Origin of the sequence: Pseudorhizobium tarimense (assembly GCF_022968135.1) — a bacterium.
In the GTDB taxonomy this organism is placed as follows: domain Bacteria; phylum Pseudomonadota; class Alphaproteobacteria; order Rhizobiales; family Rhizobiaceae; genus Neorhizobium; species Neorhizobium tarimense.
The window spans coordinates 70906-94512 of the sequence record NZ_JALJRA010000012.1 but is presented as its reverse complement, the minus strand read 5'-3'; the positions used below and the strand labels follow the sequence as shown (position 1 = coordinate 94512).

Here is a 23607-nt window from a genome sequence, read left to right as displayed (position 1 = left end):
CGCTTTAGAAGGTCGGGCGCGGCAGCGGGATCGGCACGTTGGCGATCTGGTTCTGGCCGGTCTGGCTTGCCGCGATCTCCGAGCCCGGAATGAGACCTGCAAAACTGTAGCGCGGCGGGCGCACCATCTCGTGAATATAGGGCGAACTGACGATCATCCGGCCCGCATCGTCGCGGCCTTCACTGCGCACCTTCGCAGCCTTCGGATTGCAGATCTCGGCGCTGATATCGTTGACCGCCGCCGTGTCGCCATAGGGTGCCAGCGAAGAGAGCGGCACACCCTGGCTGGAGGACGTCAGTCCCACCTGCAGAAGATCGGCCGATTCATCGGCGCGGCCAGCCAGGCTGTCGGATCCGAGCACCACCGAGATGACCGTGCGACCGTTCCGGGTCGCCGACGACACCTGATTGAAGCCGGAGGCACAGATGAAGCCGGTCTTCATGCCGTCCGCGCCGTCAAAGCGGCCGACCAGCATGTTGTAGTTCGGATAGTTCTTCTTGCCTGTGCTGACGCCTTCAAGAGCGAAGTAACCGGCATATTCCGGGAACTCCCGCTTCAGCTGCAGTGCCAGTACCGCAAGATCGCGTGCAGTCGTATACTGCCCCTTGCCCGGCAGGCCATGCGGATTGATGAAGTGCGTCGAGGTCATGCCAAGCCGTGCAGCTTGCGCATTCATCATGGCGACGAACTGGTCGAGCGAGCCGCCGACCGTCTCTGCTACGGCCACGGCAATGTCGTTGGCGGATTTCACCAGCATGAGCTTCAGCGCGCTGTCGAGCGTCAGCTGCGAGCCAGGCTTGAAATACATCTTACTTGCCGGCTGATCGGCCGCTTTCTTGCTCATCGTCACCGTGCTGTCGAGCGAGAGCCGTCCGGACTTCAGCGCCGAGAACGTTACGTAAGCCGTCATCAGCTTCGTCAGCGACGCGGGATACCATTTGCGGAAGGCTTCCTCATGGGCAATCACGCGCCCCGTGCGCACGTCCACCACCATGTGCGGATTGGCGAAGGCGCCCCCCGCAGACACGAAAACCGCGGCGGCGGCGAAGATTGCGACCAGTCTGGAGGCACGGGGCAAGGTGGAGCGAAGCGTCGGCAAATCATACCTCGTTGGGGCGGAAGAACGAGAGCGGCAATAGTTTGCCTATGTGGCCAAGCAATGGCAAAGAACATTGATTGCGTCAATCGTGAGGAGCAGTATGACGCGGGAGGGCGATTCACGATCTCGTAAAAACAACAAGACCAGGGGACCGAATGCCAATCATCAATCGAGCCGCGGAACTTCAGGCTGAAGTGACCGAATGGCGCCGCCATCTTCATCAAAATCCCGAAATTCTCTATGACGTCCATGACACCGCAGCCTTTGTGGAAGCAAGGCTGCGCGAGTTCGGAGTCGACGAAGTCGTCACCGGCATCGGCCGCACCGGCGTAGTCGGCATCATCCACGGTCGAGGGCCGGGCGAGCGCACGATCGGCCTTCGCGCCGACATGGACGCCCTGCCCCTGAAAGAGACGACCGGAAAACCGTGGTCATCCACGGTGGAGGGAAAGATGCATGCCTGCGGTCACGACGGACACACTTCGATGCTGCTTGGCGCCGCGAAGCACCTTACCGAGACCCGCAGCTTCAACGGCACTGTCGCCGTGATCTTCCAGCCGGCCGAAGAGGGTGGCGCCGGCGCGGCCGCCATGATCCAGGACGGCCTGATGGAGCGTTTCGGCATCGACGAAGTCTACGGCATGCATAACATGCCGGGCATTCCGGTCGGCCAGTTCGCGATTCGCCGCGGCGGGATCATGGCCGCGCCCGACAAGTTTGCCATCACGATTAAGGGTCGCGGTGGCCATGCGGCCCAGCCGCACCGCACCGTCGATCCGATCCTCATCGGCTCGCAGATCGTCGGAAGCCTTCAGGCGATCGCCGCGCGCAATGCCGACCCTCTCCAGTCCGTCGTCGTGTCCGTCACCCGGTTCGAGGCCGGCACGACCCACAACATCATTCCCGACACTGCAACACTCGTTGGCACCGTCCGCAGCCTCAGCGAAGATGTGCGCGATCTCGCCGAAACCCGGATCCGGCAGATCGTCGAGGGATTGGCACTTGCCCATGGCGCGACCGTCGAGATCGACTACGAGCGCAACTGCCCGGTCACCGTCAACCACGACCGGGAAACCGGAAACGCCATCCGTGCAGCGACGGAGGTCGTCGGGCCGGCCAACCTCGATCCGGAGGTCGATCCTTCCATGGCCGGAGAGGATTTCGCCTACATGCTGAAGAGCAGGCCCGGCGCCTTCATCTTCATCGGCAATGGAGAGAGCGCTCCCCTCCACAACCCTGGCTACGACTTCAGCGACGAGGCCATCGCCTACGGCATCTCCTACTGGGTGCGGCTGGCCGAGCAACGGCTGAGCGACTGAACGCGCGTACCAGTGGAGAAAGCCTACTCCGGCCGCAGCTAGGAAAGGGCTTGGCTTCGGCAGGCGGCTTTTGTATGGATGCAAAGGCTGGTCCCGTAGCTCAGCAGGATAGAGCACCAGATTCCTAATCTGGGGGTCGCGCGTTCGAATCGCGCCGGGATCACCAAGTTTCTTAAGTCAGCCTAGGTCTAGCGCAGCGCTCAGCGCCTGGTCACTTTCCGTCTCCTGCACCACCACGCCGTGCCAGCCGAGTCCGTCATAGTCCTCGTAGCCCAGGGTCTTGGCGAAGGCGACGATGGCGCCGTTGCGGTCGTAGTAGCTGCCCTTGTTTGGCCGGCCTTCTCTTCAGGGCGAAGCGCGTGAACATCAGCGCCGGCCGAGTGCAAGCAATCACGCGGCTTTTGCCATCGAGAAGCATGATGGTCGTTTTCTCGGCCACCTGCGGCGGCAGGTTGGGAGCGCCTTGCGGCCGCCATGCGCGGCACTCGGCTTCACCTCGCCGACGATGTAATCGTCGCCAGACCGGCAGCGTCTGGCGGCGACAAACCAAGGGTCGCCGGCAAGCGAAGTGCCCATGATCTTCTTCTGGAAGCCGGGATTGGCCGAGGCGACGACGCGCCCTTCAAGATCGGTCAGCACGAGATCGAGATAGACGGTATAGAAGCGGTTGATCACGCGGAGCCGTTCAGTCGCGAAGGCAGCTGTATCTATGTTGTTCTCCGCCATAGCCTGCCAGAGCGCCGAATCCGTCGCCCACCAGCGCACATCCGCTGTACGCTCGAAGAGATTGCGGACAATGCGTCTGCGCGAGATCCGTCAGCCGCACACCCTCCATCTCCTCGACAAGCGAATCCGCCATGCTGCGCCCAAGTCCGATGCGACCGAGAACGCGGCTTTCGAACTTTTCCGCAATATCGGTCGCCGTCTGCGCAAGACGCTGAACCTCGTTGGCGACCACCGCGAAACCCTTGCCCATGTCGCCGGCGCGGGCGGCCTCGATCAGGGCGTTGATCGCCAGAAGGCGGATCTGCTTCACGACACTGGCATGTCGGTGCTGAAACGCTCCAGTTCGCTGCCGATGCCTTTGGTCACGAGACGCATCGTTCGGGGTGTGGCCGATTGCCGAAGTGTATTCTTGACTGGCGCGAGCATGAGAAAAGGCCCTGGTGAAACAATCAACGTACTTAAAAGATCTACCGCTTATGTTGAGACAACATGGTTAAGTCATCGTTCCATCCGCAGTTGAGGGAGACCTCCGCGAGATCGGGTTGCATCTTGCGCAACAACAGACATCGCCTTAGCAGGAGCTGGTCGAGATCATCCGGACGGGGGTCTAGTGATCCGTCTTGGCATAGAGTTGTATTTCTGGGGGAATACATGAAACGTCTGACGCTCGGCGCCATTGCGCTTGGGGCGCTGACACTTGCTGGCTGCACACCACCGAAGAAGCAAACGTGGCAACGCAGTCACACTGGATCGGCCAGCCGGCCGACTCGTTCTTCACCTTTTATGGCCCTCCGGCCTCCTCCTTCCCGCTGAGCGACGGCGGTGAGATCTTCACCTGGGTTGGCGGCGAGACGACGCGCCACATTCCGGCACAGTATGCGACGTCAGCTCCGCGGAAGGACAATGACTTCGGCAAGGTGACGAAGACGAAGACGGAGACGCATCAGACGTCCGATGGCCGCACGATCACCAAGACCACCAGTAGTTCCTTTGGGCTTATCCCGGCGGCGCCTGCCGCGCAGCTCATCTCGCCCGCACGCACCGAGCAGCTTTATTGCGAGTTGCAGATCACGGTCGGGCCGGACAACATCATCAGGATGCTGCACGCGACGAACGACACCCATGGCGAGGGCGTGAGCTTCTCCCGTTGCGCCGACGTTCTGGGGGTCAAGAAGTCCTAGCAGCTAGGCCGGCGTCGCGTCCCCTCAACGAGGACGCACATGCTCCATTCGAAAGCCGAGGCCGATCAGCCGGCCCGCCAGATGGGCCAGCACGGGCCAGCGCGCGATGCCGCGAATAAAGGCGGGCGGCCCCTTTCGCTTCTGGGCATCGTCCTCGTCCTTCCGCCGGCTGCTACGCATCATCAACTGCAGTTTCTGCGTTGCTCTCGTCGGAAAGCTGCGGCGCTTCTCAACGGCGGCAAGATCCGCATCGGTAAGCCTTCGCTCCCGCAGGGGGCGAGCAAGGATATTGGCCGCAGCCACGGCATCCTGGATCGCCAGATTGACGCCGACACCGCCGATGGGGGACATGGCATGGGCCGCATCGCCGATGCATAGCAGCCCCGGCTTCCACCATTGCTTCAAGCGGTCGATGCGGACCGAGAGCAGGCTGACATCGTCGAAGCTCTCGATCTCCTCCATCCGATCTGCAGGCAAGGGAGAGATGTCTCTCACCATCTGGCGGAAGGGTTCGATGCCCGCCTTCTTGATCTCTTTGTACGTTCCTTTGCGCACGACATAGCCGCATTGCCAGTAGTCGCCGCGGTCAATCAGCACCAGCCCCTGGCGCGGCCCGGCATGGCCCATCACCTCGTTCGGGTCGCCGGGCTGTCGGCTGAGCTTCATCCAGAGCACCTCGCTCGGCCGCCCGAAGCCTTCGATCTCGAGGCCCGCCTTTTCCCGCACGATCGAATTACGTCCGTCTGCGCCGACGACGAGCTGCGAGCGGATCGTCATATCCCCCTCCGGCGTCTTAACCCTGAGCCCCTGCACGCATCTCTCGTCCTGAACCAGGTCCAGCACCTTGGCCTGCATGATCAGCCGGAAGTTCGGGTACTGGCTGGCCTTTTGCGACAAGAAGTTCAGGAAGTCCCATTGCGGCATGAAGGCGATGAAGCGGTTGCGCACCGGGAGGCGGGAGAAGTCGGCAATCGTGACATTGCGCCCTCCCATCTCCGCCGAAAGCTTCGGGGCCTTCGTGTGCGGCAGCGCGAGGAACTCGTCGGATAGCCCCAGTTCATGCATTACTTCGAGCGTTGACGGATGGATCGTGTCGCCGCGGAAGTCGCGCAGGAAATCCGGATGCTTGTCCACCACCGTGATATCCACGCCTGCGCGGGCAAGCAGGAAACCGAGCATCAGCCCCGCCGGGCCGGCACCCGCGATGACACAACTGGTCTCAAGGTCTTGCTGGTAGGCCATGCCTTTACTTCCTCTGAACCGCCCGTTCGATCAAGATGCATCTGGTCGCGCCTGCAGCCGATCAAGGGGCGCCCTTGTGAGCGAGGACATTCACCTGTAGACGGATCGCGACACCACCACGGAAGAATTCTATGGCAGGCGGCTCCGGCGCGCGACGCAGCATATCCATCTTAGGCTCTACGGGATCGATCGGCGTCAATACGCTGGACGTTGTCGAACAACTGGGCGGACGCGAGGTGTTCGACCTCGTTGCCATCACCGGCAACAGCAATATCGGATTGCTGGCCGAACAGGCAAAAAGGTTTGGCGCTCGGATGGCCGTAACGGCCGACGAGCTAAACTACCCCGAACTGAAGCAAGCTGTCGCCGGAAGTGGTGTCGAGGCCGCCGCTGGGCCGGACGCCGTCGTTGAGGCTGCCGCAGCCGGCGCGGATTGGGTGATGGCGGCTATTGTCGGCACGGCCGGGCTTGCGCCAACGCTTGCCGCAGCAAGCCGGGGCGCCGACATCGCGCTTGCCAACAAGGAATGCCTGGTTTCGGCCGGAGACTTCTTCATCGAAGCCGTCCGGAAAGGCGGCGGACGACTCATTCCGGTAGACAGCGAGCACAGCGCGATCTTTCAGTCGCTGGAAGACGATCAGCACCATGCCGTGGAGCGGATCGTGCTGACGGCATCCGGCGGCCCGTTCCGCACCTGGACCCGCGAGCAGATGTCTGATGTCACGGTCGAGGTTGCCAAGGCTCACCCCAACTGGTCGATGGGCCTGAAGATCTCGATCGGCAGCGCCTCCATGTTCAACAAGGCGCTGGAGATGATCGAGGCGAAGCACCTCTTCAATCTCCGCCCGGACCAGATCGAGGTCATCGTCCACCCGCAGTCGATCATCCATTCCATGGTCGGTTATACGGACGGCTCAGTGCTGGCCCAGCTTGGTGCGCCGGATATGCGCACCGCCATTGGCTACGCGCTAACCTACCCCGACCGTCCGAAGCTGAACGTGGAACGGCTGGACTTCGCCAAGCTGGCACGGCTCGATTTCGAAGCACCGGACGAGGCTCGCTTTCCGGCGCTACGGCTCGCCCGGCTGGCGCTGGAGCGTGGCGGCATCCAGGGCGCGGTGATGAATGCCGCGGAGGAAGTGGCATTCGACGCTTTCTGCCAGGGACGGATCGGCTTCCTGCAGATGGCCGATATCGCCGAGGCCGTCATGGAGGCCATGGTCGGGGCACCGGCAGCGACTTCCATCGACGAAGTGTTCGCCGGAGATGCCGAAGCCAGGCGACGAGCCGCAGAGATCGTCGCTCAAAAGGAAATGGCCGCGTAAGCGGCCATCCCGTCTTGTCTCAGCTGTTGCGCCTGGATCAGGCGACGGCGCGGGCGAGCGCGCAGCGCGACCACAGCTGGTGCACACCATCTACCAGACGCTCCAGATCACCATCCGAATGCAGCGGCGTCGGGGTGATGCGCAGGCGCTCGGTCTTGCGCGGCACCGTGGGGTAGTTAATCGGCTGGACATAGATGTCGAACGTGTCCAGCAGGATGTCGGAGATCCATTTGCACTTGGCCGCGTCACCTACCATGATCGGCACGATGTGGCTCGGATTATGCATGTGCGGAATGCCGTTGGCGTCGAGCAGCCCACGCAGTTTCTTCACCCGGTCCTGGTGACGGACGCGCTCAAACGGGCTCGCCTTCAGGTGCTGGATCGAAGCGATGGCACCGGCCGCAAGCGTCGGCGGCAAGGCCGTGGTGAAGATGAAACCGGAGGCAAACGAGCGGATGAAATCGCAAAGCGCGGCGGAGGCGGCGATGTAACCGCCCATGACGCCGAATGCCTTGCCAAGCGTGCCTTCGATGATCGTCAACCGGTCCATCAGGCCTTCGCGCTCGGCGATGCCGCCGCCGCGAGGTCCGTACATGCCAACCGCATGCACCTCGTCAAGATAGGTCATCGCGCCGTATTTGTCGGCGAGGTCGCAGATCTCCTTGATCGGAGCGATATCGCCATCCATCGAATAGACGGACTCGAACGCGATTAGCTTCGGCGCATTGGGATCAGCGGTCGCCAGCTTCGCTTCAAGGTCGTTCAGGTCGTTGTGCTTCCAGATCACCCGCTCGCACTTGCCGTAGCGAATGCCCTCGATCATCGACGCGTGGTTCAGTGCGTCGGAGAAGATGATGAGGCCGGGGATCTTCTGGCCGAGCGTGCCGAGCGTCGCCCAGTTGGAGATGTAGCCGGAGGTGAAGACGAGCGATGCCTCCTTGCCGTGCAGATCAGCAAGTTCCTGTTCCAGAAGAACATGGTAGTGGGTAGTGCCAGAAATATTCCGGGTGCCTCCCGCACCCGCGCCACAGTGATCGATCGCCTCGTGCATGGCGGCGATGACGGCGGGGTGCTGGCCCATCCCAAGGTAATCATTGGAACACCAGACGGTCACTTCCTTGGGACCTTCAGGCGTGTGACGCGTGGCGCGGGGAAAACTGCCGCGATGCCGTTCAAGATCGGCAAAAACACGATAACGGCCTTCCTGGTGAAGACTGTCCAGTTCGCCCTTGAAAAATGCCTCGAAATCCATGTCACACTCCAGAACCTGACTGGTTTTGGTTTCTCGCTCGCATTTCGTCAACCCTGCACATTTGAATAAATCCAGACTGCGGCAATTGGACGTGTTTGGAGCGGTTCCAGATCTGACCTAGCTCGTAGAGTGCAATGGAAACTTGATCCGCATCAAGTGGGAGGGGAAAAGCCGCCGAAGTGGCTTCTCCCACTCTTGATCAACCCGCGGCGATAACGGCCCGCTTTGCCATCACCTTTACAAGGTTTGCGCGGTAAGCAGCGCTGGCGTGCATGTCGTAGAGCATGTCTTCCGGGTCTACGTCGGCACCGGCAACGGAGTCAGGCGCCCAATTGCTTTCCAGAGCTTCCTCCATACCCGTGTGACGGAACACACCGTTGGCGCCGGCTCCGGTAACGCCCACCCGCACCCCATCGGCGCTCTTTGCGACGAAGACGCCGGTGAGTGCGTATCGGGAGGCGGGATTGGCGAACTTGGCATAGCCCGCCTTCTCCGGCGCCTCGAAGGTGACGGCGGTCACCATCTCGCCTTCCTCGAGTGCAGTCTCGAACAGCCCGATGAAGAACTCGTCGGCAGTGATCCAGCGGCGATCGGTGATGATCGTCGCCCCCAGCGCCAGCATGGCGGCCGGATAATCGGCCGCCGGATCATTGTTGGCGATCGAACCTCCGATCGTCCCCATGTGGCGGACATGCGGGTCCCCGATCATGCCGGCGAGGTTGCAAAGGGCGGGGCAGACGGCGCGCAACTCCTCTGACCTCGCAACCTCTGCGTGGGGCGTGGCAGCACCAAGACGGACGTTGCCGCCGTCGATGGAAATGCCGGCAAGGTCGGGGATGTGCCGGAGGTCGATGAGGTCACTCGGAGCGGCAAGCCGTTGCTTCATCGTGGCAATCAGCGTCATGCCGCCCGCCAGATACCGGCCCTCCTCGTGGTCCCCTCTCAGCTTGATGGCGCCCTCTACGGAGGATGCGCGATGATAGTTTGTTTCATACATATCCCGTCCCTCCTCAGTGCGCCGACTGCAATGCCTGCCAGACCTTCATCGGCGTGGCGGGCATAGTCAGAGAATTGTTGCCGATGGCATCCGTGATGGCATTCATCAGCGCTGGAGGAGAGCCGATCGCGCCGGCCTCGCCGCATCCCTTGATCCCGAGCGGGTTGCTCGGGCACGCGGTGTTCTGATGCGATAGCTTGAACGACGGCAGGTCGTCGGCGCGCGGCATGGCGTAATCCATGTAGCTCGCCGTCAGCAGCTGGCCGGACTCCGGATCGTAGCGAACCTCTTCGAGCAAGGCTTGCCCGATCCCCTGTGCAAGACCGCCATGGACCTGACCTTCGACAATCAGTGGATTGATGATGTTGCCGAAGTCGTCCGCTGCAACGAACTGGACGATGTCGGTCTTTCCCGTTTCCGGATCCACCTCGACCTCCGCAATGTAACAGCCGGCCGGAAAAGTGAAGTTGGCCGGATCGTAGAAGGCCGTTTCCTTCAGCCCCGGCTCCATACCGCCAGGAAGGTTGTGCGCGGTGTAAGCGGCCAGCGCCACCTGGAACCAGGGCACCGTCTTGTCTGTCCCCGCCACCTTCAATTCGCCGTTCTCGACCACGATGTCGCTTTCGTCCGCCTCCATCATGTGCGCGGCGATCTTCTTGGCCTTGGCCTCGACCTTGTCGAGCGCCTTGACGACCGCGGACATGCCCACGGCACCGGAACGGGAGCCGTAGGTTCCCATCCCCATCTGCACCTTGTCGGTGTCGCCGTGGACGATGTTGACGCTGTCGATCGAAACGCCCAGACGCTCCGCGACGAGTTGCGCAAACGTCGTCTCGTGCCCCTGCCCGTGACTGTGGGAGCCGGTCAGTACCTCGATCGTTCCGACGGCATTGACCCGTACTTCGGCCGATTCCCACAAGCCGACGCCGGCACCGAGCGAACCGACGGCTGCCGAAGGCGCGATCCCGCAGGCCTCGATATAGCAACTCATGCCGATACCGCGCTTCTTGCCCCTCGATTCAGCATCCGCCCTGCGTGCCGAGAAACCAGCCCAGTCGGCGGCCTCCATAGCGGCGGTCAGCGAGGCTTCATAGTCGCCGGCGTCGTAGTTCATGATGACCGGCGTCTGGTAGGGGAAGCTGCGGATGAAGTTCTTGCGCCGCAACTCTGCCGGCGAGACGCCGAGCTCCCGCGCCGCCGTCTCGATTGTCCGTTCCAACAGATAGGTGGCCTCCGGGCGGCCAGCGCCGCGATAGGCGTCAACGGGCACCGTATTGGTGTAGACGGTGCGGACGTTGGCGTGAATTGCAGGGATGGCGTACTGGCCCGAAAGCAGCGTCGCGTAGAGATAAGTCGGAACGGCCGAAGAGAAGAGCGACATGTAGGCACCGAGATTGGCAACCGTCTCGACCTTCAAGGCCGTGATGCGCTGCTCGCTGTCGAACGCCATCTTGGCCGTCGACACATGGTCCCGCCCATGCGCATCGGTCAGGAACGCTTCCGTCCGATCTGACGTCCACTTCACCGGCACGCCCGTTTTCTTTGACGCCCAGAGGCAGACGATCTCCTCCGGATAGATGTAGATCTTCGAGCCGAAGCCGCCACCGACATCCGGCGCGATCACCCTGAGCTTGTTTTCCGGCGCCACGTTATAGAAGGCGCTCATCACGAGTCGCGCCACATGGGGGTTCTGGCTCGTCGTATAGCAGGTGTAGTGATCTTCCGCCGCGTCGTAGATGCCGAGCGTGGCGCGCGGCTCCATCGGGTTGGGCGAAAGCCGGTTGTTGTGAATCTCGATTTCAATTACATGCGCAGCCGATGCGATCGCTTGATCCGCGGCGGCCCCGTCACCCAGCTCCCAGTCAAAGATCAGATTGCCAGGAGCTTCGGGGTGAAGCTGCGGCGCACCGTCCGCCATGGCGGCGATCGCCTCGGTCACCGCCGGCAGTTCGTCATAGTCCACGGCCACCGCTTCGGCGGCATCACGCGCCTCAAGATAGCTGTCCGCAACCACGATCGCGACCGCATCGCCGACATAGCGCACGGTATCGACAGCCAGCGGACGCCATGCCCCCATCTTCATTGGTGAGCCGTCCTTGGAATGGATCATCCAGCCGCAGATCAGGTTGCCGATCCCGTCCGCCTGCAGCTGCTTTCCGTCCAGCACGTCGATGACGCCCGACATCTCCCGCGCGGCGCTTGGATCGATGCCGGTGATCCTTGCGTGAGCGTAAGGACTTCTGACGAAACAGGCGTATTTCATGCCCGGCACGGTCATGTCGTCGGTATAGCGGCCCTTGCCGGTCAGAAACCGCTTGTCTTCCTTGCGGGTCACCCGCGCACCAATTCCCTCAACACCCATAGTCTTCTCCTCCAGAGAAACAGGACAAGGACTGGCTCAAGGCAGTGGCCGGCAGGCGGATGGCTTCAGATCGAAGTCACCGGACGCGCCACTGCCTTCGCCTCTTACTCGGCAGCCTGGCGGGTTGCGCCGTGCATCTGCTGGTTGGCGGCCAGAACAGCTGCCACGATGTTCTGGTAGCCAGTGCAGCGACAGATGTTGCCTTCCAGCTCGTGGCGCACCGTCGCCTCGTCCAGCTGTCCGCCGTGGCGGCCGATCATATCGACGGCGGTCATGACCATGCCGGGCGTGCAGAAGCCGCATTGCAGGCCGTGATGCTCCTTGAAGGCTGCCTGCACGGGATGAAGTTCGCCTTGTGCCGCGATCCCTTCGATGGTGGTGATCTCTGCACCCGATGCCTGCACCGCAAGAAGGGAACAGCTCTTGACCGAGCGTCCGTTCATGTGGATCACGCAGGTGCCGCACTGTGTGGTATCACAACCGACATGGGTGCCGGTCAGCCCGAGCTTCTCGCGGATGAAATGCACAAGCAGCATGCGGTCGTCGCACTCGCCGCTCACCGTCCGGCCATTCACCGTCAGCGTCACTTTCGCCATCATGGTCCTCCTTGTGTCTCCTCCAGACACGCCGGCATCATTTGCCTTTTTCGAAGAGCGATCAACCTCTAGTTTGGGGGCCGGAACAGCATTTTCTTTCAAATGCGCGCACGCATGAGCGTCTTTCCTGACAGAGATCAAGTCCCGGCTTCATGCCTCTTTGGGCCTGCATCTGGACATGCCGCTCTCGTGGGCTATTGTTCCAGTTGATGCGCTGACCGGGAGCCAGGGGCGAAGGCATTGCCGCGCCAGCCATTATTGTCTTCGCAATCTTGGAGGATCCTCATGAAGAAAGCTCTCGCACTTCTTTTCCTGAGCGTATTGGCGGTCGGCTGCACGCAGACGGAGCGGGGCGCCGCGGTTGGTGCCGGCGCGGGTGCCGTCATTGGCGGGCTTGCCACCGGCGACGTCCGCGGAGCCGCGGTCGGCGCAGCAATCGGCGGCGTCTCGGGCGCTCTCATCGGCTCGGTCGCTGAACAGCCAGGCCAATGCTACTACCGCGACCGCTATGGACGCCGATACATCGACGATTGCCCGCGCGGATACTGAAGCAGGCTCAGCGATGAGCGCAAATGTTGCCCCGGAGCACACTCCGGGGCATTTCTCCTGTCGATGTCTATTAGAATTATGAAAAAAGGTATTCGCCTCCGCCGTTTGCCGCTACACAGGCCACCGGGGCAGACAGCAACATCGGCACAGGCAGGCGACGAGTAAGCGTTGAGCAAAAGCGTTCTAAGAGGGATGGCAGGCGGTGCGCAGAAGTTGCGGCGAGCAGCATTGCTTGTCGCATCGTCAAGCGTCCTCGCTCTCTGCTCCATATCGGACGCTCACGCCCTGAAGGTCTTTGGCATCACCCTGTTCGGCGAAGACGAGGAAGAGATCGAGGTCATCAATCCGGTCGCCTATAATGCGGCGATCGATACCGGGACCACCGACGAAGACCTGGCTGAACGTCTCCAGAATGCAGCCTCGCTGGTAAACGACGATGAACAGCCGGTCTCCGGTGATCTGGGCCTCGTCGTGAAGGCGCGGGAAGATCGCGACCGTCTCGTGGCCGTTCTCTACGAAGACGCACGTTACGGCGGCACCGTGCACATAACGATCCAGGGACGGGATCTGGACGAGCTTCCTATCAACCCCACCTTCGATCAAACCCAGCCGGTTCCCGTCACGATCACTGTCGTGCCCGGTCCACCTTTCGCGCTTGGCTCCGTGAACTTCGAAGGCGCCGCTGCCGGCCGCAACCCTGCCAACTATGATCTGATCGTCGGCGAGCAAGCAGGATCGAGGCTTATCCTCAAGGCGGGCGAACAGCTCCTGGTCGACGTGAAGGCAGGAGGACGCCCCCTTGCACGGCTGACGGAGCGTAAGGTGACGGCCGATCATCCGACCCAGACGGTCCATGTGACCCTTGGGGTCACTGGCGGCCCCGTTGCCGATCTTGGCACCGTTTCGGTGAAGGGCGCGCGCACGGTCGAGCCGGATTTTATCGCTAGCTATTCCCGCCTCGACAAAGGGAACCGATATTCTCCGGAACAGCTCAGGAAGGCTTCCGAGCGGCTTCGCGAACTTGGTGTCTTCTCCAGCGTCACGATCAAGGAAGCAGACGAACTCACACCGGCAGGCACGCTGCCGCTGACGATCGAGGTTTCCGAGGGCAAGCACCGGTATTTCGGCTTCGGCGCGGAATATTCCTCGCTCGACGGCGCCGGACTGCAGGCCTACTGGGGCCATCGCAACCTCTTCGGCGAGGCCGAGTCCCTGCGAATTGAAGGGGAGGTCTCAGGCATCGAGGCCACGACCGATGTCGAAACCTTCAACTATTCTGCCGGCATAACCTACATCAAGCCAGGCGCCTTCGTGCCCGAGGCCACCTTCGAAGCCCGGCTGCGGGCGCTCAGCGAAACGCCGGAAAGCTACGAGGCGCAGAGCGTCATCGGCACGGCTGCCATTGCCTACGAGCTGAACGAGACCGACCTGTTGAAGGCGGGTGGGGAGATCGCCTGGGTTGCGACCGACGACGCCTTTGGCGAGAACGAATATCTGACCTTCGGCACGCCCATCAGTTTTGAGCGCGATGCGCGCGACAACGAGTTGAACCCGACGGAAGGTTATCGCGCAACCATTGCGGCCTATCCCACCTATGAAGCTTACAACGGCACCATCTTCTCGTCGTTCGAGGGATCTGTTTCGGGTTATCTCGGTTTCGGTGAGGAAGACAACCTCGTGCTTGCGGGCCGCTTGGCAGCCGGCACACTCATTGGAGTCGACGAACTGAGCGACATTCCCGCCACGCGCAGGTTCTTCGCGGGTGGCGGTGGCTCAGTCAGGGGATATGCTTATCAAGAGATCTCCCCGTATAATGATGCCAATGAGGCACTTGGCGGCCGGTCTTATGCGCTTGCATCCTTCGAGGTGCGGGCAAGGGTAACGGAGAACATCGGTATCGTGCCATTTATCGACGTCGGCACTGTCTCGACCGAGATCGTGCCGGATTTCTCCGATATTCGTGCTGGTGCAGGCATTGGCATCCGTTACGCGACGCCGTTCGGGCCGCTGCGCCTCGATGTTGCCTTGCCGCTCCAGCCCTATGAGGGCGGCAGCGAATACGGTATTTATGCTGGGATCGGGCAGGCATTTTAACAGGTCGGCTTTGCTGACCAGACCGCAATACTATCGGACGTGACGGTGATGGTTCCCTTGCTGAAATGGATCGCGATGATCGTTGGGGCCGCTCTGGCCATCCTTCTCCTGATGGGGCTAGGCGTCGTGCTGTTCGTCGGCCTCACCCCCGTCGGCGGCAGGATTGCGGCAGAACGTGTGTCGCAGATCATTTCCACCCCCGACCGCACCGTTACTATTTCGCGGCCCGAAGGCTTGTTGAGCGGTGACCTGCATCTTGATGAACTGACCCTCTCCGACAGCCAAGGCCCCTACGCTCACCTGAGCGGCATCGATGTCGACTGGTCGCCAACTGCGCTGCTGAACGGCGTCTTTCGCGCGGAAAATGTCTCGGTTCGCGACATCAACGTGTTGCGGGCACCGGAGCCATCGGAAGTGACCGAGCCCGTGACGAACGAATCCGGCTCCGGCTTCTCGCTGCCGGTCGGAGTCAAGGTGGCGCAGATCCACATGCCGGACATCGATCTCGGACCTGCACTGAGTGGCCGCGACTCTTCTCTTTCCCTCCAGGGCTCGATCGACGCGACCGGCCCAGACATTGCCGTCGACCTTCAGGCGCGGCGCAAGGATGAACCGGATGCACGCGCATCGGTGGACCTGCTGTATGCGCCGGCGGAGAACCGCCTTTCGATCGACGCCACTGTGTCGGAGCCCGAGGGCGGACTTCTCGCCCGGCTGCTGCGTCTTCCCGGCGCACCGGCGGTTGATCTGGCGCTTCAGGGCCAGGGCCCATTATCCGACTGGAGCGGCGACCTAACCGGCAGCGTCAGCGGCGAGCAGGTGATCGACGTCAACGCCAAGCACATGATGCTGCCCGACGGCAGCCGAAGCATTGCCGTGACCGGCGGCGGCCAACTGGCTGAGCTTCTGCCACCGGCGCTGCGTCCGCTGTTTCAGGGGGCCACGTCGATCGATGTCGCTGCCAACGTCAGCCCTGCCGGACGCATCGCGATCGACAGCGGCGAAATTAGCTCGGATGCCGTGAACGGCGTGGCCTCGGGCGTCTGGGACCCCAAGGGCGAGAACAGCCTTACCGCAAGCCTGACCGGCACCAATGGCCCGGTTCAGATTGCTTGGCCGGTTGCCGGACAGCAGAGCGAATTCACCGTCGACACCATCAACTTTACGCTGAACGGTGCAGCAACCTCCGCCCGATTCAACGCCACGGCAGCCATACCGGCCGCCGACCTGCCCTTCGGCAGCTTCCGGCAGATCCGGTTGCAAGCCGAAAGCGAAGACTTGAACATCGCCGAGAGGTCCGGAAGCATACGCACCCGGCTCCGCGTCGGGGAAACGGATTTTGCCGACGAGCAAATCGACCGCGTTGTGCAGGGGCCGGTAACCCTTGACGCTCCTCTGCGGCTCGACCTCCCGGCGATCGGTCTTGATGCCTCAACCTTCGACAGTGGGCGCGTCAGCGGCACGGTCAGCGGCGCCTACAACACCGCCACGCAGCAGGTCAGCGGCAACTTCCGCCTGACGGCGGATCCCGCCGCTCTGCCGCCGACACTGGCAGGGCGGTTTGAAAACAAGATCACCGCGGAAGGCTATGTCGAGCGGACGGGCGAAGGAAACATGACGGTCGAAAACATCGTCCTCACGTCCAACGCGATTGAAGCGCATGGCAGCGCCAGCCTGCAAGACAAGCAGCTGACTGCCAATCTCGCCGGTCGCATTCCCGAAATCGGGCGCTGGGTGGAGAATGCCGGGGGGGCAGCCGGGTTCGAGCTCTCAGCGCAAGGGCCACTCAACGTGCTTTCCGTCAACGCCGTCGTCAACTCTGCCGAGGCGCGACTGGCGGGGCGGGCGCTGGAGGATCTGCAGGTGACGGTAAATGGCACCGCTGATCCGCAATCTCCGAGCGGAGAGATAGCCGCCACGGGCACAATCGATGGCCAGCCGCTCCGCATCAATGCCGATCTTGTTTCGTCCGACGGCAGAACGGTTGCTCCGGAGATCGAAGCCGAAGTTGGTCCGAATCGTTTGAACGGCGCCTTGAGCTTCTCTCCCGGTTTTGTCCCCGAAGGCACGATCAATTTTGAGTTCCCCGATGTTTCGCTCCTCGCAGCCCTTGCTGCGCAAGAAGCGGAGGGGGACCTGAGCGGCAGCGTAACCTTCACAAAGGGCGAGAATGCCACTTCAGCAACCGTTCAGGCGACCGGCAGCCGCATCAGCCGGGGCCAGCTGGCAGTCGTAGAACCGACGGTGGACCTGACGATCCCGGACATCTCGCAGCTGGCGGCAGACGGAACCATTCGGGCGGCGCGCATTGGAACGGAGACGGCAGCTGTTACCGCACTCGATCTCGATTTCAATTACGAGAACGGCGCGACTGAGGTCGCCCTCGAGGCTCAGTATGATGATGCCCCGCTCACCGCCGAGGCGACGGTCCGCACAGGGGAAGAGCTTACGGTTGCGCTGCAGAGCTTTGCTGCGGCCCCCCGCGGCATCCAGCTCCGTCTTGCGTCTCCGACCACGGTCACCGTCGTCGATGGCGGCGCGCGCCTCTCCGACCTGACGCTGGCGACTGGTGATGGCGAGATCAGCGTCACCGGAACGGTCGGCCAAGGGCTCGATGTGCGGGCCGAGATCGACAGGCTGCCCGCGAGCCTGATCAACACGTTCGTGCCCGCCATCAATGCCGCCGGAGCTATCTCCGGCACCATCAGTGCGAAGGGATCCCTGACGGCACCCTCCATCCAATACGATCTCGAGTGGTCGGATGCGCAGCTGCAGCAAACGAGGGACGTGGGCGTAGGCCCCCTCAACCTGCAGGCCTCGGGCAGCTTTTCCGACAATACTCTCCTCTTGGAGGAGACGCGCTTGGCAGGCGGTGGCGGGCTTGACGTTTCGGCAGATGGGCGCGTGGTGCTTAATGAGAACGCGCCGCCGACGCTCGACGTGAACGCCAGGCTAGGCTCGGTGCCGGCAAGCCTTGCCAATGCGTTCGTGCCGGCACTCGGTGCTGGTGGTACCATCTCAGGCGACATCGTCGCCGGCGGCACGCCCGAGCAGCCAACCGCACGCTATGATCTGACCTGGTCTGACGCAGCTGTTTCACAGACAGCATCTGCCGGACTTTCGCCGCTCCAGGTCCGCGCCACGGGAGAATATGCCGGCGATAGCGTTACTCTCAACACGAGCCTTTCGGGACAAAGCAGCCTCTCCCTTTCCGGAGGAGGGACGATCTCGCTGACAGGCGATCGATCGTTGGACCTCAACTTCCAGGGCCGAATTCCCTTTGAGGTTCTCGCGGGGCAGCTGGCCAATCAAGGATTCGTCCTAGAAGGAACGGGCAATGTCGACCTTGCGGTTAGCGGCACGCCCTCAGCGCCCTCCATCACGGGGTCGGCGAGCGCTTCAGGTGCAAGGCTGATTGATGTCCGTCGCAACATCGCGATCGAGGATCTTACCGCCAACGTCACGTTCAACGGCAATCAGGCGGTGATCTCCAACCTCTCCGGCGAACTTGCCACCGGCGGGAACATCAGTGTCTCCGGCACGGTCGGCATCCTGCCGGGCTCGGGCTTCCCGGCCGACCTCACGATCACCCTGGATGACGCAACCTATGTCGATGGTTCGATCGTCTCTGCCACAGCCGACGGCACGCTGACGCTGACAGGCCCCCTCACCGGAGGCCCACTTCTCGCCGGTACAGTGACATTGGACGAAGCGGCAATTGCTGTTCCGGCGAAACTGCCGACATCGCTTGCGGAAGTGGACGTCCGCCATCGTCGCCCGCCGCCCGCAGTGGTGAAGCAGGTCGCCAAGCTGCAGCCGGAAAAGGCGGAAGGTACCTCCGTTCCTCTTGGCTTGGACCTGACGCTCAACGCGCCGAATGGGATTTTCGTACGCGGCCGTGGGATCGACGCGGAACTGGGTGGCGATCTGACCATCACCGGCACGACGGCTGCACCCATCGTTTCCGGCGCCTTCGAGATGCGGCGCGGCCGCATCATCATCCTTACCAAGCGGCTTGACTTCACGTCTGGTCGCATCACCTTCGGCGGCGGACTGGTTCCCGTTCTCGATTTGGAGGCAACGACAACTTCGGCTCAGACAACGATCACAGTCAATGTCGAGGGATTGGCAAATGATCCGGAGATCAGCTTCTCTTCCTCGCCCGCTCTTCCTCAGGATGAAGTCCTAGCCCGTCTGATTTTCGGCCAGTCGATGTCGCGCCTTTCGCCGCTGCAGATCGCCCAGCTTGCCGATGCCGTCAGTCAGCTTGCCGGCGGTGGCTCCACGTCACTGCTGCAAACGCTACGAAGTAATCTGGGCGTCGATGACCTCGACATCAACACCGACTCCACAGGCCAAACCACGGTCTCGGTTGGTCGCTACCTTAACGACCGAACCTACCTGCAGTTGGAGCAGGGCGGCGCTGCCGGCGCTCAGGCTACCATCAACCTCGACATCGGCCGCGGCGTGAAGCTCAAAGCAGGAGCCGGCACCGAAGGCGGGACAGCCGGCATATTTTACGAGCGCGAGTACTAGAAGGCGCGGCTTCGGCCCCGAGCGCGCACGCTGGCGGACGAAAATCGTTGCCGGGCATCTTCACCCTATGTTCAGCATGATCCGAATGGCGGAGCCGGCGCAGTGAACCTCTCTCGCCCTCGTTTCCCAGGTCGTGATCAACCCAAGAGCGACGCGCAAGCTGTTGGGCCACGCATCTGAGAAGTCCCTTCATCCTGGAGCATTTATATGCCGTTTCTGTCACTCGGCTCGACAGTCATGCTGTCCTGGCAGCCTTCTCAAAATCGCAAGCCATTATCGAATTCGATGTCTCTGGCCATATCCTCGTAGCCAACGAGAACTTCTGCAACGCAATCGGCTACGACCTGCCGGAAATTGTAGGCAAGCATCACAGCATGTTCTGCGAGCCTGCCCTTGCCGCCTCGCAGGACTACAAGAACTTCTGGGCTTGGCTTGGGACCGGCGAATCCTTCTCTAGCGCCTTCAAGCGCATCGGCAAGGGCGGCCGGAGATCTGGATCCAAGCTTCCTATAATCCGGTCATCCGCCGCGGCAAGGTCGTGAAGGTCGTCAAGATCGCCAGCGATATTACCGCAGCAAAGATGAAGGCCGCCGAGGATCAAGGGAAGATCGAAGCAATATCTCGCACTCAGGCTGTTATTGAGTTCAAACCGACCGGAGAGATCCTCTCTGCAAACCAGAACTTCCTCGACTGCCTCGGGTACCAGCTCTCCGAGATCGTCGGCCGCCATCACCGCATGTTCTGCGAGCCCTCGCTCAGCGAGAGTGAAGACTACCGCCAGTTCTGGCGCGAGCTCGCCCAGGGCGTTCCGAAGGCCGACGAGTTCAAGCGGATCGGCAAGAACGGCAAGGCGGTCTGGATCCAGGCATCTTACAACCCGATCCTCGATGCCGACGGTAAGGTCTTCAAGATTGTCAAATTTGCGACCGACGTCACGGAGCGTGCCCGGGCAGTCGACGAGATTGCTGCAGGCCCCACGGGGCTGGCAGAGGGCAACCTGACCTGCGACATCGACAAGCCCTTCATCTCGAGCCTCGACAAGATCCGCGTGGACTTCAACGCTGCGATCGCAAGACTGCGGGAGGCAATGCGCACCGTAGGTGAAAACGCGGAGGGCCTCGCCGCCGGCTCCGGCGAAATCCGCCAGGCCTCCGATGGTCTGGCAAAGCGCACAGAACAGCAGGCGGCAGCGGTGGAAGAAACCGCCGCGGCCTTGGAAGAAATAAGCCAGACTGTCGCCGATAGCGCAAAGCGCGCGGAGGAAGCCGGATCGCTCGTCGGCAGAACCCGCAAGGGTGCAGAGCAATCCGGCGAAGTGGTTCGCAGCGCCGTCGGTGCAATGGGGCAGATCGAAACATCATCCGAACAAATCAGCAGCATCATCGGCGTCATCGATGAGATTGCCTTCCAGACAAATCTCCTGGCACTGAACGCCGGGGTGGAAGCGGCCCGCGCCGGGGAAGCCGGCAAGGGCTTCGCAGTTGTGGCCCAAGAAGTGCGTGAGCTTGCCCAGCGGTCGGCAAAGGCCGCGCGGGAGATCAAGACGCTGATCACCACCTCCACGGAGCAGGTGTCCCGCGGTGTGTCGCTCGTCGGCCAGACCGGGAAGGCACTGGAGGAGATTGTCGAGCAGGTGGCGGAGATCAACACCAATGTCTCTGCTATCGAAGCATCCCGAGAGCAGGCCACCGCCCTGCGGGAGGTCAGCCACGCCGTCAACACGATGGACCAGAACACGCAGCGTAACGCTGCGATGGTCGAGGAGACGACGGCCGCACGCTACAATCTCGCGCGCGAGGCACAGGTTCTGCGCGATCTTCTCGCGCGGTTTAGATTTGCGCAACAATCTTCGCCTAAGGTGGCAGCATCGCATCACGACGTGAAGCCAGCCGCCTCACCGGCAAGGCAGCTTCAGGCCCGGGTTGCCCGCGCTGCGTCGAGCGCCGCCTTGCTCCAGGCACCGGAGAGTTGGGAAGAATTCTAATGGCTACGACAACCAGTTCTGCGAACTACGGCGGCGAAACGCTTGAGATCATTGCGTTCCGCCTCCACGACCAGGAGTTCTGCGTCAAGACGACAACCATCCGCGAAATCCGCGGCTGGGCACCGTCGACGCCGATTCCGCATGCCCCGTCCGACGTGATCGGCGTCATGAATCTGCGCGGCTCCGTGATCCCGATCATCGACCTCGCGCAGAAGCTCGGCATGAAGAGCGCAGTTGCAACCGAGCGCAGCGCGATCGTCGTGGCGGAAGTTCACAACATGGTCATTGGCATGCTGGTCGACCAGGTGTCCGACATCCTGACGATCCCGGCAAGCCAGGTTCAGCCGGTCCCGGAAATCTCTGCTTCTTTCGACAAGTCCTTCTCCGAAGGTATCATCGCCAACGAGAACGGCATGATCTGCTTCCTGAACCTCGCAAAGATGTTCAAGGGCACAGAAGTTGAGGATCTGGCCGCCTGATCGGTCAACCACATCCTGGAGTATCGAAAGGCCGCCTCGGGCGGCCTTCTCATTTCTAGGTCTTTTGGGCAGTGCTAGGCTCAGGCCGATGCCGATGTGACCCTGTCAAAGGCGGCGCGCTTGCCGCCTTCATTTTCACTATATCAGCCGAAGATAGCCAGGCTGCTCTTCAGCGTCACCCACACTCCCCACAGCAGCGGGATGCCGACAACGGCCCAGGCGGCAAGCGCCTTGGCGTCCATGCCACCCTTGCCGATCCCGAAGGAACCGGTCGGGCCAGCATTGGCAGCCGCAGTCTTTGCCTGCAGCGAAGCAACCTCTTCCTCCGACATGAACCACTTCTCCGGGAGCGGCCGGATGAACGCATTTGCAATCAGTCCGAGCGCCAGCATGCCGGCAAGGATATACATCGTGCCGGTGTAGAGAGCCGGTCCCGGCGCCACACCGGCAGCGATCTGGGCCTCACGTATGTAGTTGACCACCACTGGGCCGACGATGCCGGCGGTCGCCCAGGCGGTCAGCAGGCGGCCGTGGATCGCGCCCACGAACTGCGTGCCGAAGATATCGGCCAGGTAGGCAGGGATGGTCGCGAAGCCACCGCCATACATCGACAGGATGATGCCGAAAGCCAGAACGAAGAGCGCCTTGCTGCCCATGTCGGCAAGCGTCGGAGCTGCGGCGTAGAGGATGATGCCGATGATGAAGAAAGCGAAGTAGGTATTCTTTCGACCGATCTTGTCTGAGAGCGATGCCCAGAAGAAGCGCCCGCCGATGTTGAACAGTGAGAGAAGCCCGGCGAAGCCCGCGGCGATTGCGGCAATCTGCGCCTTCTGGCCCGGATCGAGCTGCGAGAAGGTCAGACCCGGAAGGCCGATCAGCGAACCGGCAAAGATTTCCTGCAGCATCGGCGAAGCCATACCGATAACGCCGATACCAGCCGAGACGTTGAGGCAGAGAACCGCCCAGATCAGCCAGAACTGCTTCGTCTTGTGAGCATTGCGCAGATGCACGTGACGCGTGGTGATCATTGTGTTCTTGGCCACCGGCGGGGTCCAGCCCTCCGGACGCCAGCCGGCTGGCGGAATGCGGTAGCCGAACGCACCGCCGACCATGAACACGAAGTAGATGATCGCCATCGTGACGAAGGTCTGCCAGACGCCGACCGAGGTATCTGTCTTGAAGGTGTTCATCAGGATGTTGGCGAGTGGCGCGCCGATCATCGCACCGCCGCCGAAGCCCATGATCGCCATGCCTGTTGCCATGCCGCGGCGGTCCGGGAACCATTTGATCAGCGTCGACACCGGAGAGATATAGCCGAGGCCGAGGCCGATGCCGCCGATAACGCCCGCGCCCAGCCACATCAGCCACAGCTGGTGCGTAATCACGCCAACCGCCGCGACAAAAATGCCGCCGCACCAGCAGCAGGCGGCAACGAAGCCTGCCTTGCGCGGACCCGCCCGCTCAAGCCAGCCGCCCCAGATCGCCGCCGAGCAGCCGAGAAGAACGAAGAACAGCGTGTAGATCCAGCCGAGGTCGGCCACGCGCCAGTTGCAGGTCGTGGTGAAGAGTGCGCCGATGAGGTTCATGTCGGCACAGGCGGCCGGCGTATCGGCACCGAGCGCGCGCGACAGCGGCAGCCAGAAAACGCTGAAGCCGTACGCCATGCCGATGCAAAGATGAATTGCCAGCGCCGCCGGCGGCACCAGCCACCGATTGAAGCCTGGTTTTGCGATGATGCGTTCTCGATCGAGAATGCCGGGCTCAGCCAGCCCCCCCGTGGTTGTTCCTGCGACTGCCATTCCAATCCCTCCTTGGAAAATAAGCACACAAAACCATTTCAGGCAGAGCCGGCATATCGACCGGCGC

At 62.1% G+C, this 23607-nt stretch carries 14 protein-coding genes, 1 tRNA gene and 2 pseudogenes; 9 read left to right on the top strand and 8 right to left on the bottom strand.

Going from position 1 to position 23607, the window contains the following annotated elements; translation table 11 throughout:
- Positions 1–4: 4 nt before the first annotated feature.
- Positions 5–1099, bottom strand: a complete 1095-nt coding sequence (locus tag MUU54_RS15655) for a D-alanyl-D-alanine carboxypeptidase family protein (RefSeq protein WP_376742107.1) — start codon at positions 1097–1099, stop codon at positions 5–7.
- 155 nt (positions 1100–1254) lie between these two features.
- Between MUU54_RS15655 and MUU54_RS15650 the strand changes: the two genes are divergently transcribed.
- Together MUU54_RS15650 and MUU54_RS15645 are read left to right on the top strand one after the other, a co-directional pair.
- Positions 1255–2418 (top strand): M20 aminoacylase family protein, encoded by a 1164-nt coding sequence (locus MUU54_RS15650; protein WP_247244961.1) that lies wholly within the window; start codon positions 1255–1257, stop codon positions 2416–2418.
- Between the two features lie 89 nt (positions 2419–2507).
- Positions 2508–2584: transfer RNA gene (locus MUU54_RS15645), tRNA-Arg, on the top strand.
- Between the two features lie 11 nt (positions 2585–2595).
- Here the strand turns inward: MUU54_RS15645 and MUU54_RS24610 are convergent.
- Positions 2596–3570, bottom strand: a pseudogene (locus tag MUU54_RS24610) (methyl-accepting chemotaxis protein).
- Positions 3571–3872: 302 nt separating this feature from the next.
- Between MUU54_RS24610 and MUU54_RS15630 the strand changes: the two are divergent.
- Positions 3873–4325, top strand: a complete 453-nt coding sequence (locus tag MUU54_RS15630; RefSeq protein ID WP_247244960.1) for a hypothetical protein — start codon at positions 3873–3875, stop codon at positions 4323–4325.
- Between the two features lie 24 nt (positions 4326–4349).
- Here MUU54_RS15630 and MUU54_RS15625 read toward each other — a convergent pair whose 3' ends face one another.
- Complete coding sequence (locus tag MUU54_RS15625) at positions 4350–5567, bottom strand: FAD-dependent oxidoreductase (protein WP_247244959.1); 1218 nt, start codon at positions 5565–5567, stop codon at positions 4350–4352.
- 131 nt (positions 5568–5698) lie between these two features.
- Between MUU54_RS15625 and dxr the strand changes: the two genes are divergently transcribed.
- Positions 5699–6892 (top strand): 1-deoxy-D-xylulose-5-phosphate reductoisomerase, encoded by a 1194-nt coding sequence (gene dxr / locus MUU54_RS15620; protein WP_247244958.1) that lies wholly within the window; start codon positions 5699–5701, stop codon positions 6890–6892.
- 37 nt (positions 6893–6929) lie between these two features.
- On the opposite strand, the gene hemA is transcribed toward dxr, so the two are convergent.
- From hemA to MUU54_RS15600, 4 genes are all read right to left on the bottom strand, one after another.
- On the bottom strand, positions 6930–8144 hold the full coding sequence (gene hemA, locus MUU54_RS15615; protein WP_247244957.1) for a 5-aminolevulinate synthase: 1215 nt from the start codon (positions 8142–8144) through the stop codon (positions 6930–6932).
- 199 nt (positions 8145–8343) lie between these two features.
- Positions 8344–9141, bottom strand: a complete 798-nt coding sequence (locus tag MUU54_RS15610) for an FAD binding domain-containing protein (protein WP_247244956.1) — start codon at positions 9139–9141, stop codon at positions 8344–8346.
- 13 nt (positions 9142–9154) lie between these two features.
- Positions 9155–11503, bottom strand: a complete 2349-nt coding sequence (locus MUU54_RS15605; protein ID WP_247244955.1) for a xanthine dehydrogenase family protein molybdopterin-binding subunit — start codon at positions 11501–11503, stop codon at positions 9155–9157.
- Between the two features lie 104 nt (positions 11504–11607).
- On the bottom strand, positions 11608–12099 hold the full coding sequence (locus MUU54_RS15600; RefSeq protein ID WP_247245037.1) for a (2Fe-2S)-binding protein: 492 nt from the start codon (positions 12097–12099) through the stop codon (positions 11608–11610).
- 285 nt (positions 12100–12384) lie between these two features.
- Between MUU54_RS15600 and MUU54_RS15595 the strand changes: the two genes are divergently transcribed.
- The 5 genes and pseudogenes from MUU54_RS15595 to MUU54_RS15575 all read left to right on the top strand — a co-directional run bounded on the left by MUU54_RS15595 (position 12385) and on the right by MUU54_RS15575 (position 21741).
- Entirely contained in the window at positions 12385–12648 is a 264-nt protein-coding gene (locus MUU54_RS15595) for a YMGG-like glycine zipper-containing protein (RefSeq protein ID WP_247244954.1), read from the top strand.
- Positions 12649–12840: 192 nt separating this feature from the next.
- Positions 12841–14742, top strand: coding sequence for an autotransporter assembly complex protein TamA (locus MUU54_RS15590; RefSeq protein ID WP_247245036.1), 1902 nt, complete (start codon positions 12841–12843; stop codon positions 14740–14742).
- A gap of 48 nt (positions 14743–14790) precedes the next feature.
- Positions 14791–19278, top strand: coding sequence for a translocation/assembly module TamB domain-containing protein (locus MUU54_RS15585; protein ID WP_247245035.1), 4488 nt, complete (start codon positions 14791–14793; stop codon positions 19276–19278).
- Positions 19279–19472: 194 nt separating this feature from the next.
- A pseudogene (locus tag MUU54_RS15580) lies at positions 19473–21262 on the top strand (methyl-accepting chemotaxis protein).
- The gene (locus MUU54_RS15575; protein WP_247244953.1) at positions 21262–21741 is read left to right on the top strand and encodes a chemotaxis protein CheW; all 480 of its coding nucleotides are present in this window, start codon (positions 21262–21264) and stop codon (positions 21739–21741) included. The pseudogene MUU54_RS15580 and the gene MUU54_RS15575 overlap by 1 nt, the downstream one beginning before the upstream one ends.
- Positions 21742–21884: 143 nt before the next feature.
- Here MUU54_RS15575 and MUU54_RS15570 read toward each other — a convergent pair whose 3' ends face one another.
- Entirely contained in the window at positions 21885–23540 is a 1656-nt protein-coding gene (locus MUU54_RS15570) for an OFA family MFS transporter (protein WP_247244952.1), read from the bottom strand.
- Between the last annotated feature and the right edge of the window lie 67 nt (positions 23541–23607).